This window comes from Vulcanisaeta distributa JCM 11216, assembly GCF_001315985.1.
Classification (GTDB): domain Archaea; phylum Thermoproteota; class Thermoprotei; order Thermoproteales; family Thermocladiaceae; genus Vulcanisaeta; species Vulcanisaeta distributa_E.
Genome location: NZ_BBBI01000008.1, coordinates 86654 through 100736 on the forward strand (window position 1 = coordinate 86654; position 14083 = coordinate 100736).

General features: G+C 47.3%; 25 protein-coding genes and 1 pseudogene. 11 read left to right on the top strand and 15 right to left on the bottom strand.

What is annotated here, in order from left to right; genetic code table 11:
- Positions 1 to 107: 107 nt before the first annotated feature.
- Positions 108 to 751: pseudogene (locus JCM11216_RS18155) on the top strand (adenosylcobinamide amidohydrolase).
- On the opposite strand, the gene JCM11216_RS08315 reads toward JCM11216_RS18155, so the two are convergent.
- The gene (locus JCM11216_RS08315) at positions 713 to 1474 is read right to left on the bottom strand and encodes a transposase (protein ID WP_243675800.1); all 762 of its coding nucleotides are present in this window, start codon (positions 1472 to 1474) and stop codon (positions 713 to 715) included. The pseudogene JCM11216_RS18155 and the gene JCM11216_RS08315 overlap by 39 nt on opposite strands.
- Before the next feature lie 81 nt (positions 1475 to 1555).
- Here JCM11216_RS08315 and JCM11216_RS08320 point away from each other — a divergent pair, with 81 nt between their 5' ends.
- From JCM11216_RS08320 to JCM11216_RS08335, 4 genes are all read left to right on the top strand, one after another.
- Positions 1556 to 2206, top strand: coding sequence for a hypothetical protein (locus tag JCM11216_RS08320; protein WP_243675801.1), 651 nt, complete (start codon positions 1556 to 1558; stop codon positions 2204 to 2206).
- Positions 2207 to 2238: 32 nt separating this feature from the next.
- Entirely contained in the window at positions 2239 to 2760 is a 522-nt protein-coding gene (locus tag JCM11216_RS08325) for a hypothetical protein (protein ID WP_054853915.1), read from the top strand.
- Positions 2761 to 3068: 308 nt separating this feature from the next.
- On the top strand, positions 3069 to 3347 hold the full coding sequence (locus JCM11216_RS18160) for a hypothetical protein (protein ID WP_243675802.1): 279 nt from the start codon (positions 3069 to 3071) through the stop codon (positions 3345 to 3347).
- A 98-nt stretch (positions 3348 to 3445) separates the two neighbouring features.
- Positions 3446 to 3784 carry a hypothetical protein gene (locus JCM11216_RS08335; protein WP_054853917.1) on the top strand — a complete coding sequence of 113 codons (339 nt, stop codon included), beginning with the start codon at positions 3446 to 3448 and terminating at the stop codon, positions 3782 to 3784.
- A gap of 142 nt (positions 3785 to 3926) precedes the next feature.
- Here JCM11216_RS08335 and JCM11216_RS08340 read toward each other — a convergent pair whose 3' ends face one another.
- The 9 genes from JCM11216_RS08340 to JCM11216_RS08380 form a co-directional block, all read right to left on the bottom strand.
- Positions 3927 to 4250, bottom strand: coding sequence for a hypothetical protein (locus JCM11216_RS08340; protein WP_054853918.1), 324 nt, complete (start codon positions 4248 to 4250; stop codon positions 3927 to 3929).
- A gap of 52 nt (positions 4251 to 4302) precedes the next feature.
- On the bottom strand, positions 4303 to 4569 hold the full coding sequence (locus tag JCM11216_RS08345; RefSeq protein WP_054853919.1) for a hypothetical protein: 267 nt from the start codon (positions 4567 to 4569) through the stop codon (positions 4303 to 4305).
- A 32-nt stretch (positions 4570 to 4601) separates the two neighbouring features.
- Positions 4602 to 5108, bottom strand: coding sequence for a hypothetical protein (locus tag JCM11216_RS08350; protein WP_054853920.1), 507 nt, complete (start codon positions 5106 to 5108; stop codon positions 4602 to 4604).
- Between the two features lie 152 nt (positions 5109 to 5260).
- Positions 5261 to 5923: a DNA-processing protein DprA gene (locus JCM11216_RS08355; protein WP_243675803.1), complete on the bottom strand. Its 663-nt coding sequence runs from the start codon at positions 5921 to 5923 to the stop codon at positions 5261 to 5263.
- Positions 5883 to 6518 carry a hypothetical protein gene (locus tag JCM11216_RS08360; RefSeq protein ID WP_054853922.1) on the bottom strand — a complete coding sequence of 212 codons (636 nt, stop codon included), beginning with the start codon at positions 6516 to 6518 and terminating at the stop codon, positions 5883 to 5885. The genes JCM11216_RS08355 and JCM11216_RS08360 overlap by 41 nt, the downstream gene beginning before the upstream one ends.
- On the bottom strand, positions 6518 to 7042 hold the full coding sequence (locus JCM11216_RS08365; protein ID WP_054853923.1) for a hypothetical protein: 525 nt from the start codon (positions 7040 to 7042) through the stop codon (positions 6518 to 6520). Before JCM11216_RS08365 ends, JCM11216_RS08360 begins: the two co-directional genes overlap by 1 nt.
- 76 nt (positions 7043 to 7118) lie before the next feature.
- Complete coding sequence (locus tag JCM11216_RS08370; RefSeq protein WP_054853924.1) at positions 7119 to 7358, bottom strand: hypothetical protein; 240 nt, start codon at positions 7356 to 7358, stop codon at positions 7119 to 7121.
- A gap of 2 nt (positions 7359 to 7360) precedes the next feature.
- A complete protein-coding gene (locus tag JCM11216_RS08375; protein ID WP_054853925.1) occupies positions 7361 to 7702 on the bottom strand; it encodes a hypothetical protein in 342 nt (113 codons plus the stop codon).
- On the bottom strand, positions 7692 to 8024 hold the full coding sequence (locus JCM11216_RS08380) for a ribbon-helix-helix protein, CopG family (RefSeq protein ID WP_054853926.1): 333 nt from the start codon (positions 8022 to 8024) through the stop codon (positions 7692 to 7694). Before JCM11216_RS08380 ends, JCM11216_RS08375 begins: the two co-directional genes overlap by 11 nt.
- Before the next feature lie 580 nt (positions 8025 to 8604).
- Here JCM11216_RS08380 and JCM11216_RS08385 point away from each other — a divergent pair.
- Genes JCM11216_RS08385 through JCM11216_RS18170 form a run of 3 tightly spaced genes read left to right on the top strand, consistent with a single transcriptional unit; the run spans position 8605 to position 9685 of the window.
- On the top strand, positions 8605 to 9033 hold the full coding sequence (locus JCM11216_RS08385; RefSeq protein ID WP_243675804.1) for a hypothetical protein: 429 nt from the start codon (positions 8605 to 8607) through the stop codon (positions 9031 to 9033).
- Between the two features lie 47 nt (positions 9034 to 9080).
- The gene (locus JCM11216_RS18165; protein ID WP_243675805.1) at positions 9081 to 9500 is read left to right on the top strand and encodes a hypothetical protein; all 420 of its coding nucleotides are present in this window, start codon (positions 9081 to 9083) and stop codon (positions 9498 to 9500) included.
- Entirely contained in the window at positions 9446 to 9685 is a 240-nt protein-coding gene (locus JCM11216_RS18170; protein WP_243675806.1) for a hypothetical protein, read from the top strand. Before JCM11216_RS18165 ends, JCM11216_RS18170 begins: the two co-directional genes overlap by 55 nt.
- Before the next feature lie 150 nt (positions 9686 to 9835).
- Here the strand turns inward: JCM11216_RS18170 and JCM11216_RS08395 are convergent, their stop codons facing one another.
- From JCM11216_RS08395 to JCM11216_RS18175, 5 genes are all read right to left on the bottom strand, one after another.
- Positions 9836 to 10255, bottom strand: coding sequence for a hypothetical protein (locus JCM11216_RS08395; protein ID WP_243675807.1), 420 nt, complete (start codon positions 10253 to 10255; stop codon positions 9836 to 9838).
- Between the two features lie 237 nt (positions 10256 to 10492).
- On the bottom strand, positions 10493 to 10882 hold the full coding sequence (locus tag JCM11216_RS08400; RefSeq protein WP_054853927.1) for a hypothetical protein: 390 nt from the start codon (positions 10880 to 10882) through the stop codon (positions 10493 to 10495).
- 33 nt (positions 10883 to 10915) lie between these two features.
- Positions 10916 to 11272, bottom strand: coding sequence for a hypothetical protein (locus JCM11216_RS08405; protein WP_054853928.1), 357 nt, complete (start codon positions 11270 to 11272; stop codon positions 10916 to 10918).
- 157 nt (positions 11273 to 11429) lie between these two features.
- Positions 11430 to 12266 (bottom strand): ATPase domain-containing protein, encoded by an 837-nt coding sequence (locus JCM11216_RS08410; protein ID WP_243675808.1) that lies wholly within the window; start codon positions 12264 to 12266, stop codon positions 11430 to 11432.
- Positions 12227 to 12424: a hypothetical protein gene (locus JCM11216_RS18175; RefSeq protein ID WP_243675809.1), complete on the bottom strand. Its 198-nt coding sequence runs from the start codon at positions 12422 to 12424 to the stop codon at positions 12227 to 12229. The genes JCM11216_RS08410 and JCM11216_RS18175 overlap by 40 nt, the downstream gene beginning before the upstream one ends.
- Positions 12425 to 12472: 48 nt before the next feature.
- Between JCM11216_RS18175 and JCM11216_RS08415 the strand changes: the two genes are divergently transcribed.
- From JCM11216_RS08415 to JCM11216_RS08425, 3 genes are read left to right on the top strand one after another with little or no spacing between them, the layout of a single operon-like run.
- Positions 12473 to 13339 carry a hypothetical protein gene (locus tag JCM11216_RS08415; RefSeq protein WP_054853929.1) on the top strand — a complete coding sequence of 289 codons (867 nt, stop codon included), beginning with the start codon at positions 12473 to 12475 and terminating at the stop codon, positions 13337 to 13339.
- Entirely contained in the window at positions 13309 to 13698 is a 390-nt protein-coding gene (locus JCM11216_RS08420; RefSeq protein ID WP_054853930.1) for a hypothetical protein, read from the top strand. Before JCM11216_RS08415 ends, JCM11216_RS08420 begins: the two co-directional genes overlap by 31 nt.
- Entirely contained in the window at positions 13644 to 14054 is a 411-nt protein-coding gene (locus tag JCM11216_RS08425; protein WP_243675810.1) for a hypothetical protein, read from the top strand. The genes JCM11216_RS08420 and JCM11216_RS08425 overlap by 55 nt, the downstream gene beginning before the upstream one ends.
- Positions 14055 to 14083: the final 29 nt, after the last annotated feature.

The window sequence follows — 14083 nt, forward strand, 5'->3', positions numbered from 1 at the left end:
ACGAAACCCAGGCAAACCACACAAATAAGTAAACACCATGAATAAATGCACGAACACGGCCCAAGACCACAACCTTAATTTACTAACCCACGCCCCCCCTAAACAACGTGATTAACGACATAAAGTACCTAAACGGAAACATAATAATCACACTAAACCAGGAAACAACGGCACTAGCAAACACCGTAGACGGAGGACTAAGGAACGGCATCAAATACATAATACACCACCAAGTCCCCCCCAGGAACTTCAATAACGACCCAATTAAGGAAGCAATTAAAACGCACAGGGAATTAACGATAGATAGCAACGAGGCAATAACCTTCCTAACAGCCACAGAGTTGCCAAGAAACCACACAATACACAGGGAGACAATTTACGGCGTAGAAATCGAGGTATCAGTTACTATAGGATTAATAAATTACTACAAAATAAACAGGGGGTGATATAGAGACGTGGGGGCTTTCACGAATCGACAATAAACATGGCGATAATCATAAGTAAGCCATTGACGTTACAGGCAATGATAGACGCCATTGCGCTGAGCTCGCAGGTAAAGGCGTTAACGTTGGCAGAGCTAACTGGAGATAGGATGCACGGAACAACATCAGACGCGGTGGCAATAATAACACCAACCAAGGGCAATAAGGAACCATACGCAGGGCCAGCAACAACGATAGGCAAAGCCATAACCCACGCAATATACAACGCACTAATAAGGGCATACGGAACATATACACAGGGCACGTAAAAAGAGAAGCCCAACCTGGCAGTGGGCCAGTCCCAAGGCTATCGGGCCACCTTGATTATTACCCTTCCTAGCGCACTCCACGAGAATTAAAAAACTCCTCAAGGCTATATTGATGGCGCCAATGACGTCCCTATCACCCTCAAATCCACAGTAGTTACAGGTTATTTTACCTTTAGCCCTACCTAGGTAATTGCCGCATCTTGGGCACGCACTGCTAGTGTACTCAGGCCCAACAAGCACTAAGGGTATTGAATCCCTAATGGGCATCAATACTTCACCTGAATAACTTATCCAGAACCAGGAAACCTCAACGGCAGAGCACTTACTCACAACTTCGCCAAACCTATTAACCATAAATTCCCAAACCGCCCTAGCCCTGGCCAGGTCACGCTTACGCTTATTAAATAACCTAAGGTCCTCAAACGCCAAGCCAACCAACGCATTATGAACCCTTTGAACACTGTGGGCAGCCCTAACCACGGCACCCAATGCCTTATTAACTATGTTACTTGTTAACTCATTACCCCGATAGTTATTAACTCCTGGGTACCTAACCTCAACCACATACGCCCTAGTCATGGCATCATAAACACCCAACGGCACTAACGAAACACCATTCTGCCTAGCATATATCACGGCCAAATCATTAAGCAACCTAGCCCATGCACCAACAAAAGCCACGACAGAACGCCTAGCACCAACATCAACACCGGCAACCGTCACATCCACGGCAGGCAGGCTTGTGATGTGTGGATTGGTAGTTGGGTATTAAGAATTATTAAGATGGGTGTGAGGTGTTGGTTGATGGGTGGTGTCAAGCCAGTATTTGCTGGTTTTGTTGGTGCTTTGGTTTTCCTGTTCCTTTACCTGCTTTTTGTTTGGTTTCAGTTTTATTTGCTTGGTGATTCCTGGTTCCTGCATTGCCTAGGCCCATACTCACCACTCGTCATTCGTATCGGCCGCATTGGGATTAACCTAATGCCGATAATGATTGACGCCGTTGTCTTAGCAATACTCACCCTAGCAAACCTCAACTCATTAAACGCATTGGGTAAAGCCCTGGGTTTGACGGCAATCGCCTCCTTAACAATCGCATCAACAGCCTCACTCGCCTACTCACTCATTGTTCACGGCTTAAGTGGTTTGACAATCTACGAATTCAACTCACTCACGATACTCGTGGCGTTGGTGATTGATGTAGTGGCGATAACGGCAGTATGCATGCTGATTAGGGCCAGGGAGTGCTTAAGGACAAGGGCTTTCGCTCTGGTCACATACACCAACGCATTAATCATAGACTACCTAATCGACTCAGTGAACTCGGTGGTTATTGCTGTTGTGAAGGAGCTGGAGCCGGTGATTGGTGCCTTAGGGCCAGCTGATGGATTGGTAATTGATCCACTACTAATCACGTTGATGGCATTTCTAACACTCCAATTAAGCCGTAAACAATAGCCTTAAGTACCCATGACACAACGCATGGGGGGGTGTGGTCACCACCGATTAATGTAGTTGCTACAGCGATAATTCAATGGCCCCTCAACACCACAACAAGCCTAAACTGCACAGAAACACTCACAGAAATGAAGATCCAAAACCCCCCCTCAGTATTTACTTTAACCCTATTTTACGTGAACTTTGCTTTGTGGGCCATACTTTTACTTGGCTATTATTACTATGGCTATTATAGGGTAAGTGGAACATACGAGTTGGGGGGGAGGTACTACGCGCACTACGTGCTCTATAGATCAATAACTTATAGAGGTAGGGGAGTTCCATGGGCAGGAGCCCTACATCTCGGCCTAGTGAACTTCCTACTAGTATTCAACCTACTGTACACTGAGCTATGCTACGCAAGCATAAAGGGACTAACCACATGGCCCTTAACATGGCCCTTAATAATATTACTAATATTATTAATAATGATAGTCTCGACACTAATTATGTTCCAAAAACCGGTAGTTAAGAACGCCCCCCAGGCATCTGGCGATGTATATTCTTGGCGGTAATTCTCACATTATCAGGAATACCATTTTTAATGTACATAGGGAGAATAGGGATAATACTGATGATAATATTATTCATAATAATCATAATCATTATCATTTGTATTTATTTCTTGCGAATAAGGAGGGGTGATTTACGTGAATACTCGGTCTCATTTATTATGGGCGCTATGGCCATACCCTTACTTATAATTATCTTATTGATCCTCTCATTATTCGTACGATTTTCATTAATAATTACTGCATTACTATCTACTTTTTTCCTCATACCGTTCCTCTCCTGGGCTTTGATACCCAGTAGGTTCTTGCGCATGGTTCTTATTAGTGTCGAGTTTCTTGGTGTTGGCGTTACCTTCTACGTCGCCGACCTACTCCCCCCCTCGGCTGCCTTTGGTGCGTTGGTTGCTGGCCTCGTCACTGCCGTCACCTTCATGTTCAGTAGCTACATTAGGGCACCTAGACTCTACACGCTAACCATATCCCGACTGGTATTTGGAAACGATGAAGTCTTTGGACGTGTACTGAGGTTCTACTTAAGGGTTGCAAGGCCTAAATTGGCTGATGTGCCTAAGGAGGCAAATGCAGGGTAATCATTTATAGGGAGCGAGACCTTCAGGAACTCCACAACGGCTACCACCCATGGGCCGACATTGCGCAGGCGTATAGGGTTTCAATCAATCCGCTCTATATGCATAACCAGTTGGTTGTTAGGGATATTGAGACGTTCGCGGATCTAGCCCTATTCGAGGTTGTTGAGGTTAATGGGTGCAGGTTCCTATGCGTCTTCTCCGGAGATAGGCCAGTCGGCGCATTGAGGTGTGCCAGGGCATTCGCGATAGATGATGAATGTAAACAAACACCATGTAGTGGGGGGGGTGTCCTCAGAGTACCTTATGGTCTCGCCAGCCTATCCATACCATGCGAAGGCCTCAGCGATGACGTGCTCATGAGGATTGACGTAGGCTTTAGTGGTGGTAGCCTTGAGCTGGGCCCGGTAGGCTACGGCAATTTATCACGTATTTACTAAACGCCTTCAGTAACTGCGGGGGGGATAACTGCATGATGACAATACCGGAATTAATAAATAGGGCAAACAATGAAGGATTAAGGATGGAACTAGGCACACTCATAGAGCTACCATCATAGCACCAGCCCACTAACTACCTCAATCAAACCTCCTCAATCCTCGTGCTACCCCACTCATCGCCTATTGTGAGCCTTAGCCTCACCGGCTCAGCCCTACCATTCTCGCAAGTCACCCTAACCTCGATTTCGTAGACACACCTCGTTAGGCAGTCCTGAGGTCTATTCAGGCATCCATTTAGCATAACCGGCCTATTATCCCGCATGACGAAAACAACATTCATAACATCCGGCCTAGCGAACCACGCATAGGGTGGTGAACCGCCGCACGCCATCGCCATGCTTGAGTTGCCGGCGAAGAATGGCCTATTATTACCATCGAGGGGGGGCATCACGACTAGGTTAAACACCCTAACATCACTGGGGGGTTAATATCGACCTTAATCACATTACCAGCCCAGGTTAGGTCAACCCAATAATTATACTCAGGCTAGGCCCACCCCCCCTACACTCGCCAGAGCCATCAATTGACAACCTCCTCAAAACCCTAACCTGAGCCACGCAATTCCTGGCAATGCCAGGTCCAGAGTTCTTAGCATGGAGCCTTAAATAACCGATGGAATTCGTGATAAATTCACGGCCTGTGCCACAGAAGTCTGGGTATGTGTTAAAGATCGGCTTATCCTCCACAACCTCAATATTTACTACGGCCCACTTAAAGTATTCCAAAGACCCATTGGATATCAAGATCAGCCCAGCGCTTATGAGGGGGGGCTCGCCGCAGCAGCATAGCTAATCGAGTACGTAATTAATGTAAACCCAGCCGCGAATGCGTACACACCAACACTCAGTATAATGACAGGCAAGACATAATACCTATACAACAAATAAATCGCAAAAATCAAGAAGGAGATACTAACTATGGCAATTAATAAAAAAGCGGTTAATTCACTGCTGTGCAGTAATGCATAACCTAACCAGACACCATTCAAGAGCGATAGGGATAAACCAATAGTAACAACGCCAATATACCTGGCATTAGCATATATTGAATACAAAAGACCACGCAACATAAGATAAAGTAACACATAACTAAGGATGAGGAGGAAAATTAATATACATACGATTAGAACAGCCTTGTTTTCCAATAGTAATTCGAATTGTTGCGGTACGTGGTATTGCTGTAGGAATTTAATAAGTAGTTGCAGTAAGAATGATGTATATATGAGGATGGCAATGAGGAGAAACTCAAGAAACCCAATAAGCACGGGAAGAGCGATAATAAGTAATATTTTAATGGCTGACCATTTTTGTTCTGAAGTATTGGAATCCCTCGATCCCATAGGTTAGATTAAGCCCTATAGCATTTAAGGGTTTAATTAATGTGCCGATGCTCCTTATCTCTCAGGGTTGACCCTGCTTAGGCTAGCCAATGCCTTATGCCATCACCCACTCCACCTTTACTCCTTCTCCTTTCTTTCAATTTTTTAAACTCATCCTCAATAATCCTCAACACGTCGTCAACGCTCTCCACGCTCTTGGCGCCCATCCTAATGAAGTATTCGTATCCACCCTTAATCCCTGCATCATTAACCCTCGGCTTCATTACTATCACGGTCCTACCCATTTCAATTCCATACTCAACATGCCTCCTCGTACCCCCCCAACCCTTACCGCCACCCCCCCTCCTCTTCCTAGTCTCCGGAATAACTACTGCAATGCTCATGCCGTCGGTAATCCTATTCCTAATCGCCAACCAACTCCTAATTTCATTTTCGGAATTAGGCTTTACTAGGTGCTCGGAGATGATGGTTATGTTGTCGTAAGCCTCCAATGCCTTGGAGGTTATTCCTTCAAACCCATATAATGTCGCGTCCTTGCTTTGCTTAATCTCAAGTATGTACGGCCTAACGCCAATCACGTGGCCGCCGGCATCCACGGCGCCATTAAACGCCTCCTCATCAACGCCAGAGGCAAGGCCCGTAATTATCGGCAACCCCCCCAGCTCCTTAACAATCCTCCTGGCAACCTCACGAGCCAACCTACGCCCCCCCTCCCCCCCACTTGTCCCTAGACCCGGCAATCGCCACCGCGACTAAGTCACGGCGCAGTGGTTTACCAACCCTATAAAGTATCGGTGGTGGATAGACATTACCCTTACCATAGTTTAATAGTAATTCAGGGTATTCAAGGCTATCCATCGGTACTGGCGTAATGCCGACCTTCCTAAAGTCATACCCACCAAGCTTTTCTCCGTACTCCTCAATGGCGATCCTACGAACCTCGCCCATATTAACTAAACCTTCAATAATTTGGCCAAGGCGCTTCCCACTAAGAACCTGCTTGGCGGCGGTTATTGAACTAGCCATTTTAACCTTAACCTCATCCCAATGATCCGTAATTGCATAGTATTTACCTGGTTCATTAAATAACTGCTCATAATTATCATAGTACTGGTAATACTCATGACCCTCTAAATGCCTGGGATTAATACGTAAGTAATTCCTAACCGCATCCCTACCAAGAACTGCGGCGTAAACCCTCCCAAAGCCTGCATCCTTAAGGGCCTTTGCCACGGCATCCAATGTGGCGCCCGTAGTCCTAACATCATCAATTATTAAAGCACCCCCAGCATCTAACTTGCGCAGCCTACCCTTGTTAATGCTTATTATCCTCATTAATTCACTAAGTACGCAGTTGTAGAGGTCGCCACCATCGCCAACCCCCCCTCACGGCACCTCCTCCTAATATCACTCGTTGGTGTTGGCTCACTTTTAATCACTAGGTCCTCAACCACCTTAAGGCCAAGCCTATTCCCAACCTCCCTAGCCAGAGCCGCGGCTTGGTTATAACCACCCTTCTCCTCTGGGTGTTTAGGCGATGGCACAATTATGATGTTATTCAAATCATGCCACCTCAACTTAATGACCTCTGCCAGGGCGCAGCCCAATGGTTCAATGACGTGATTACTCCTCTCCTCCCTCTTAAGGTCTAGTATCCACGCCGTGAGGAGGTTTGGTGGTTGTTCACCGAATTCCTTGCTATAGTATAGGCCCAGCGATAGGAATTCATCAACGTACCTTAAGGTTCGCTCCCTCATTATAACGAATGGGTGGGCAAACCCATCATCAATCCAGTAAGTGCCACGGGCGAGAATGAGCTCCTCAACATCAACCTTCACATGCACGAAACCCCCAATCACAAACCCAACAATCGGTCACACCAAACCACTAAACATAAGCATTGCTAAATAATTAATAAGGTTACCTCGAGATAAATCAACCCCTCATTACCAACTCGACTAAGTACCTCATTGCCTTGCTTAGGGCTATCTCTTGCTCGTTTATTTCATCACCGCATGCGTACCTAACCTTGACGGTTTTTGGTCTTTCGCTCACTATTACGTATGTGAGTTTGTACCTCGGCTTAAGGACGTCGTTACTCAGTGCCTTCACCTGCTTAATGACTTTGACTTCCTTGTCCGTGATCTCGAGGTAATAATCTCCTTCGCACTCCATGGTTATGACCGCGGCGTATATTGGCTGTAGTAGCTTGAGTACTCCCTGTGGAGTATGACTGCGGCTATGTGGGTGCATATTTCGCTTTTCCTACGTATTCCCCCCCAACTGGTCTCAAAGCACGAGCAGAAGTACCTACCGTCCTTGAACCTAACCACGTAGCTTGGGTACTCATCACCAAGCCTTGGGTCTCCACTCACCACCCAGGCATTCTCGTTTACCTGCCTAACCGAGCCAGACTCAAACCTCCTCAAAGCCCTCCTGATCCACGAGCTCGATTTACCGGGGAACTTAGACCTCAACCTCTCGATGGCGAGATCCTCAATGTCTTTCTCAATCCTCACTGTTAATCACCACCGACTTAGACCTAATTATCTGAACCCACGGATTATCCTCAATGCTAATCAAGGAATCACTAATTAATTCCTTAGGAGCCTCCTTAATCGAGTTCCTAATGGACTCGGTTTTGGCTGTGCCAAGGCTTGCATTGGCGTTGGCGATTGATTGACTCAGGCATTGCCTTAGCATTTCCCTAATCTCGTTTATGGCTAGGTACGCAGTTAGTAATTGGCGTATTAGGTCGCTCATTGTTGCGTTGCTGACCTCGGATAGTCTCCTCAAAGCCTCATACACATCCTCCCTAACGCTTATGCACCTAAACCTCATCCAACAATCAACAGCACAGACTTAAAAGGCGTGAAGCAACGAACCAATGCATTACGGTTAATGATCCAATTCATTATGAAGACTGCGGAAGCCACGGTCGAAAGCCACAAACAATGCATTACGAGAAGCCGAATCCGTAATAACGAAGCAACGAATTAAAGAGGCGGCAAGCAATTAATGCATTGACACTCCGAAAAACACGGGCGAAAACCACTAACAATGCATCAACGAAAGACTGTAAACAAAAGAGCCATTAAACAATGGGCAGTAACCTCTAGAATAAACTGTGCTTTATTCTATTTACCTCAAGAACTCACTGGAGATTATTCCTCGTTACTCGAGGAATTTTGTTCCGATTAATTTCTGGTATGAATTGGATTTTGCTCACTCATTCCTAGGGTTTGTTAATCATTGTTTAATGGCTTTTGCTCAAGCCCCTTTAAAGCCTTGGTTGTTGGTTTTTGATGCTTGTTTTTAGGGTTGGGCTTGTTAGGAAAAGGGACTTGTTCATCTATGCTTCGCCTCGCCGAGCAAGCCAGTCACTGTTGGCCCTGGCTCAGTTGCCCTGGTCCTGAGGGGCTTGGTAATCGTGGCTTCGGCAACGCCTAGGGAGTTCGGTGTGAGGGAGTTGCAGATAAGCCCAGGCGATGTGTTGATTAGGGGTAGGGTTAGGAGGCAGTTCTGCTGGGACAAAAACTTCATCTGGCCACCAGAGAACGCCGAGTCACTCATTGCCTTGGTTGACTCTGGTTATGCGCTCGTAATCGAGCGATTGAGCGAGGCTCCGAACATCGTTAGGATGTACCGTAGGCTCGTAAACCAAGGCTTAATTAGAGCCGACACGATACTGAATATCCAAGCGTCAGTATCAACAACGCCAACGCTGATCGGGATAATCGAGGTTAGGGAAATAGGCAGAGGAAAGCCGTTTTGGAAACTGCCGAGGCCATGCTTGGCTGGTCAGTACATAAACAACGCCCTGATTAGGCTAGGCGTTAGGGTTGTTTGATTTGCGGTGGCGCAATGCTTAATTCACCCACACAGAGGCAATAGGCAATGAGTAGGGTAGTCATCATTGGTGTTGTGGTTGCCGTTGTGATCATTGTTGTTGCCGTGGTGGCCTTCCTACTCCCAGCGCAGATCAAGCCAAAGCCCACCATTCAGTACCTAACAATCAACGCACCCTACGTATTCCTAACGCCCAGTAATGGGTTGTTTGAGTTGTTTTACTATGACTCGAGTGGTAACCTCCATGTAGTTGGCACGTACAATGTCTCCAGCAGCACGCTTTATCAGGCAATCAACGTGATCAACACCTTCAATCAGAAATACATGGGGGGGACAACAATCAACGGCCAACAATTCATACCGTTGAGCTATGAAGTAGTTATTGGTAACTCGACGGGAACAGTCTACATACCGTGCAGGGAAACACAATACTACTGGATAAGGTTAATCCAGGATACTGGACAGTAGTAGTGAGTGATCCAAGTGATTTAAACAAACTAGCATACGCACTGGATGTAGGATACAAAGAGGCAGCAACAGTATCAGGAACATCAAACCTATGGTACACACAACCAACAGGAACAATACTACAAGAAACGATGAACCTACAACACTACGCACAAAACCCATATTTTGTAGGGGGGGAGAAATAGTAGTAATGAATAATGGAACATTAATACCCTGGGGGGATATCTAATTGGTACTACGCAATATGGTTATGGAGGAAGTTTAAACTTCATATTACAAGCAGGCCAACCTTATTCAGGTTAGTAGCATAATGCCTTTTTAGGCCTTCTTTAATGCTAAGGTACAGATAATTCATAAGGAACTCCAAAGGTAACAATAATCCAGTTTAAATACATATAACCATTACCTCCACCAGAACCAGTAGATACAAACAAATAAGGAGAAGTTTGATAATTATCTAAATTTTCAATCAAATAATATATTGGAGGATAGTCTCCGTATTCTTCATAATATCCAAAAGTTCCATTAATAAATCCTGGATAGTTATTTAGTCTATTAGCATTAATTCCTTGATAATTATTCAATGCTCTTCCACTTTCTGCTTCAAATGCTGTTTGGTATGCGTTTTGGTAGCTTATTGCTAGGTATGTTGATGGTGGTAAAGGTTCTAATGCATATGCATTTAAATTATTCACGGGTTCCTGTGGTAATTGATTATTGTAAATGTTTCCATTAACCATGAAGTAAACATCCAATTCACCTGGATTACTCGTATCATTACTAAACCAATAATATGTATGAAATACTCCATAGTACATGTAATTTTTATTCTTTTGTTGATCTAATGGAGTAAATGGAATATAGTTAGTACTGGTTGCATAACCAACCCGAGTTGTTCACTTAGTGAGTGTGATTAAGTAAGTGGTGTAGAGCGCCTCCACACCACTTAGTGCGTTGGTTGTTTAGCTTAGATCGGTATGGAGGGGGGGCACTCACTTGCCTTGGCTCGCCCCCCCAAGCCCAGTCTCCCTCAGCTCCCTTAGTAGTTCCACTGCTTGTTCCTCGCCCACGTCCCTCAGCAACTCCCTCGTCCTCTCAATACCCAGTGCCTTGGCTATTACACCGGCTATTGCGGCCTTGATTAGGCTCCTCCTATACACCTGCCTACCCAATGCCCTAGCCAACGCACTCAACTCCTGATACTCAGAGTAAACATCATCAACACTGACCACGTCACTGAGGAACCAGCGGTTGAGCATTGTAATTACCTGGGCCCTAACAACCGCGTTTGGACCTAGGGACTGGCTGAAGACGCCCTCGAAGGCATCCTCAACGAGCCTCCTAAGCCCAGGTCCATACTCATCGCACTCGGGGGGGTCCAATACGCAGTCAAGAACCTAACGGCGACCGAAGGCTTAACACCAAGCCCCCAGCAGTTTCTCAGCCAAGGCCTCACACTGACTCCCACGGCATTGAATACCGTGCCTACCAAGCACGCCCACTATGGCCTCAGCCAAACTCCTCACAAGCCTCAACCTAGCCTCAACACCATCCCCCCCAACACCAACAACCATGTCAGCCCCCCCAAACCTCCTAACCAACTCGGCTATTTGAGATTTGGGTGAAACTTTCGGCCTTGTATTTATTTGTGTATTATCCCTGGCCCTTGGGTCTGTCTTGACTGGCCTCTCCTCGGTGCCTTCGATTACGTAATCCCTAAGCACAAGTCCGCTGAGGGCATCCACTGGGAACCCATCATCATTAACAACCACAAAGCCCCCTCAGCCCAACATCACCGGCTTGACTCATTTAACCACTAACCCCCCACTGGACCTAATAAGGCACTGATTTTCATCAATTAATAATTATAAATTGTTGAAAATCGGCAAAGTCAATACGTTGAGTTAATCAATCCATTCAATCCCAAGCTCAATGCAGACCATCATCACCTATTGAGTACTTGACCTCGAAGCCCGGGGCCAGGCCTGGTACGTCCAGCGCCTTCATTACCCCCCCCTCGCCCTTGCTCTTACTAGCCCTCGTCATTAGCCACCTCGCGTTCACTGTGTGGGCTAGCACATTGCCTCCAACCGGCATCTTAACCTCTATGTACCCCCCCGTTGGGCTGGTCATGACCTGGTTAGTGTAAACAACCAAAACACCCAACCTAATGGTTAGGCGTCTAAGCCAGTCGAGTACGTAGTGTAGGCGTTGCTGCCTCTCGGCCAACTTCTCCCTACCACGGAACTGAGCCCTGTATAGGGCTGTGATGGAATCGACAATGACTACCCTGGCGTTGTTGTTTATGACTAGGTCTGTGAGCCTAAGCTTAATGAAGTCCTCTAGGTCATCAACCGTGGCTGGGTTAAAGACGAGTAGGTAGTCATTGATTGCCTGGTCGTAATCAACGTTGAACCTACTGCACATGTTCCTGAGTAACTGACTCGATAGGTACTGGTCAATCGTCTTCTCAGTGTCTATGTAAACCACCCTAAAGCCGAACTGCGAAATGCTGGCAATCGCCACCTGCAGGGCCATTATCGTCTTCCCAGCACCAAACTCACCGGCGAATTCATGACTCGCGCCGAAGCGTAGACCACCAATGGCTTGGTCCAAGCCCTCGACGCCAGTCCCCCCCAGTACCGGCATTTTGCTGATTGCCTCAATCCTCTCCCTAGCCGAGACTGCGGATGGGGACTCGGCCAGCAACTCCCTAGCAGTGTTGATTAATCGCCTAGGCAAATCGGTGTCAGGACTGCCAAGCAACTCCTGAAGCTCCTCAGCATTGAACAGTAGAATGTGCCTAAGCTCCTAACGCCGACATTGATTAACCTATCAACAGTCTGCCTACTAAAGCCGAGCTCAACTAATCTCTCGATTTCATTACCACCCTCACCCACTGACTCCCTCCTTTTCCCAGGCACGTTATTTATTGTGGCAGGTCTTTTAAGGGGCCTATTTACTCTCTAGTGATGGCTATTGAGGCTATAGAGCTTGGGTCGCTGGACATAGATGTTAAGGGTAGGGAGGAGGTTACGCTTAGGGAGTTCCGCAGTAGGTTTAGGATACCTCCCTGGCACCCATGCCCGTGTGGTGAGGGTGATGTTGGTAGGCTCCTCGATGACTCATACCTAAATAGGCTACTCGACAGTAGGCAGAGGCGTGCACTACTGCCAGTCCTAGTCATCGGCAATTACGTACTAACGAGCACATGCCTATACAGGGCAGCGGCATCCATGGAACACCCAGCACTGGATAGGGTTAGGGTGATGGTGTGGAGCCTGGGGGGGGATTACGATGAGTCCGAGAGGTTTGCGGTGATGGCTTTAACCGCCGAGTTATGCCATGTTCATGAGGATAGGGGGGGTGATAGGGACATTAAGCTGGACTTCGCCAGGGAGCTCATTAAGAACTACGTGATAGACCAGGCAGTGCGTAGCCCAGGTGAGGCGCTCAAGCTAATTGATGAGTTGGGTAGGGGGGGATTCCACACTACGGAACTCGCCAAGGTATTCAGCAAGTACATAAGAGCCAGCGTACGAACAAGCGAAAATTACATAAGGGCATTGATACTCAATAACGACTTCATCAATGAGCTCAGGAATATCGTGGAAAAACTTCTGAGCAATAACGGCGAGAATGTTGGAAGCAATGCAGTTCACGACGAAAACAGTCGTGAGCGCTTTCGTCGTGACTTCGTGAGCCCTCCCGAAAACGTTGATCATGAAGGCGTGGAACAAGGTTCTGCGGGTGGGGGGTTGGTGATGAGATTACCAAGAGGCTCAGGGTTCTCAGGATTAGTGGTTTGTTGGGTGGTGATGTTGGTTCCATTGAGTTGAGGGCCTTGTTTAAGCTTGGCATCCGCGACCTAGAGGTGTTGGTGAGGAGGCTTCAGGAGGTGCCCCCTGAATCCCGCGTTGGCCTTATTAGGAGGGTTGTGGCGTTGATTAATGAGGGTAAGCTTGGTGACGCCAAGCTCCTCATCCACACAGGCAATGCGCAGTTCAGTGACTCGGGAGTTGGTAATGTGGCTGAGGGTGTGGCTGACAGCGAGGCTGGGAGTGCGAGGTTGGGCGTGGTGTGTTGTTTAGGAGGAGTTTCGAGTTTGCTTGTGATGAGGACACGTGCACACACATTAGGGAGTTGTCCGAGGCCTCCAGGGATTGGAGGGTTGACTCCATGGCCAGGGCATCGATAATGCTAGCCGCAAGGCTCGTTAGCGAGGCCGGTAATGAGGCCCTCTCAGAGGCCCTAAACTCACTGGTTAATCACTTAGGCGATTCCGAACTGGCGAGGGTGTTGCTGGCCCTGGTTAGGGCTTATGAGGGGGGGGATAGGGCGGTGATCAAGCACCTAGGCAAACTACTGAGTGGTGAGGCCCTAGGCATACTACGCGCAGTTGGGGGGGGTGACGTGGATGCGTTACTCAATGCCTCTAGGGAGGGCGGTGTGGGTGAGGTTTGTGAGGCAATTCAGTACCTAATCGCCGACCTAATGAGGGCGTTGCCGAGGGTGGTTGGGGACTCGGTGAGCGTGAGGGTTAGCTGCGCCTAACAACCCCCCCTTATTAAGGGTTAATCAAC

Bases quoted from the DNA above. Each gene is read 5' to 3' on its own strand.
- JCM11216_RS08360 (WP_054853922.1), bottom strand. From the start codon at position 6,518: ATGAGGATAATAAGCATTAACAAGGGTAGGCTGCGCAAGTTAGATGCT.
- JCM11216_RS08415 (WP_054853929.1), top strand. From the start codon at position 12,473: ATGGCTATTGAGGCTATAGAGCTTGGGTCGCTGGACATAGATGTTAAG.
- JCM11216_RS08380 (WP_054853926.1), bottom strand. From the start codon at position 8,024: ATGAGGTTTAGGTGCATAAGCGTTAGGGAGGATGTGTATGAGGCTTTG.
- JCM11216_RS08335 (WP_054853917.1), top strand. From the start codon at position 3,446: ATGCATAACCAGTTGGTTGTTAGGGATATTGAGACGTTCGCGGATCTA.
- JCM11216_RS18160 (WP_243675802.1), top strand. From the start codon at position 3,069: ATGGTTCTTATTAGTGTCGAGTTTCTTGGTGTTGGCGTTACCTTCTAC.
- JCM11216_RS08320 (WP_243675801.1), top strand. From the start codon at position 1,556: ATGGGTGGTGTCAAGCCAGTATTTGCTGGTTTTGTTGGTGCTTTGGTT.
- JCM11216_RS18165 (WP_243675805.1), top strand. From the start codon at position 9,081: ATGAGTAGGGTAGTCATCATTGGTGTTGTGGTTGCCGTTGTGATCATT.
- JCM11216_RS08370 (WP_054853924.1), bottom strand. From the start codon at position 7,358: ATGGAGTGCGAAGGAGATTATTACCTCGAGATCACGGACAAGGAAGTC.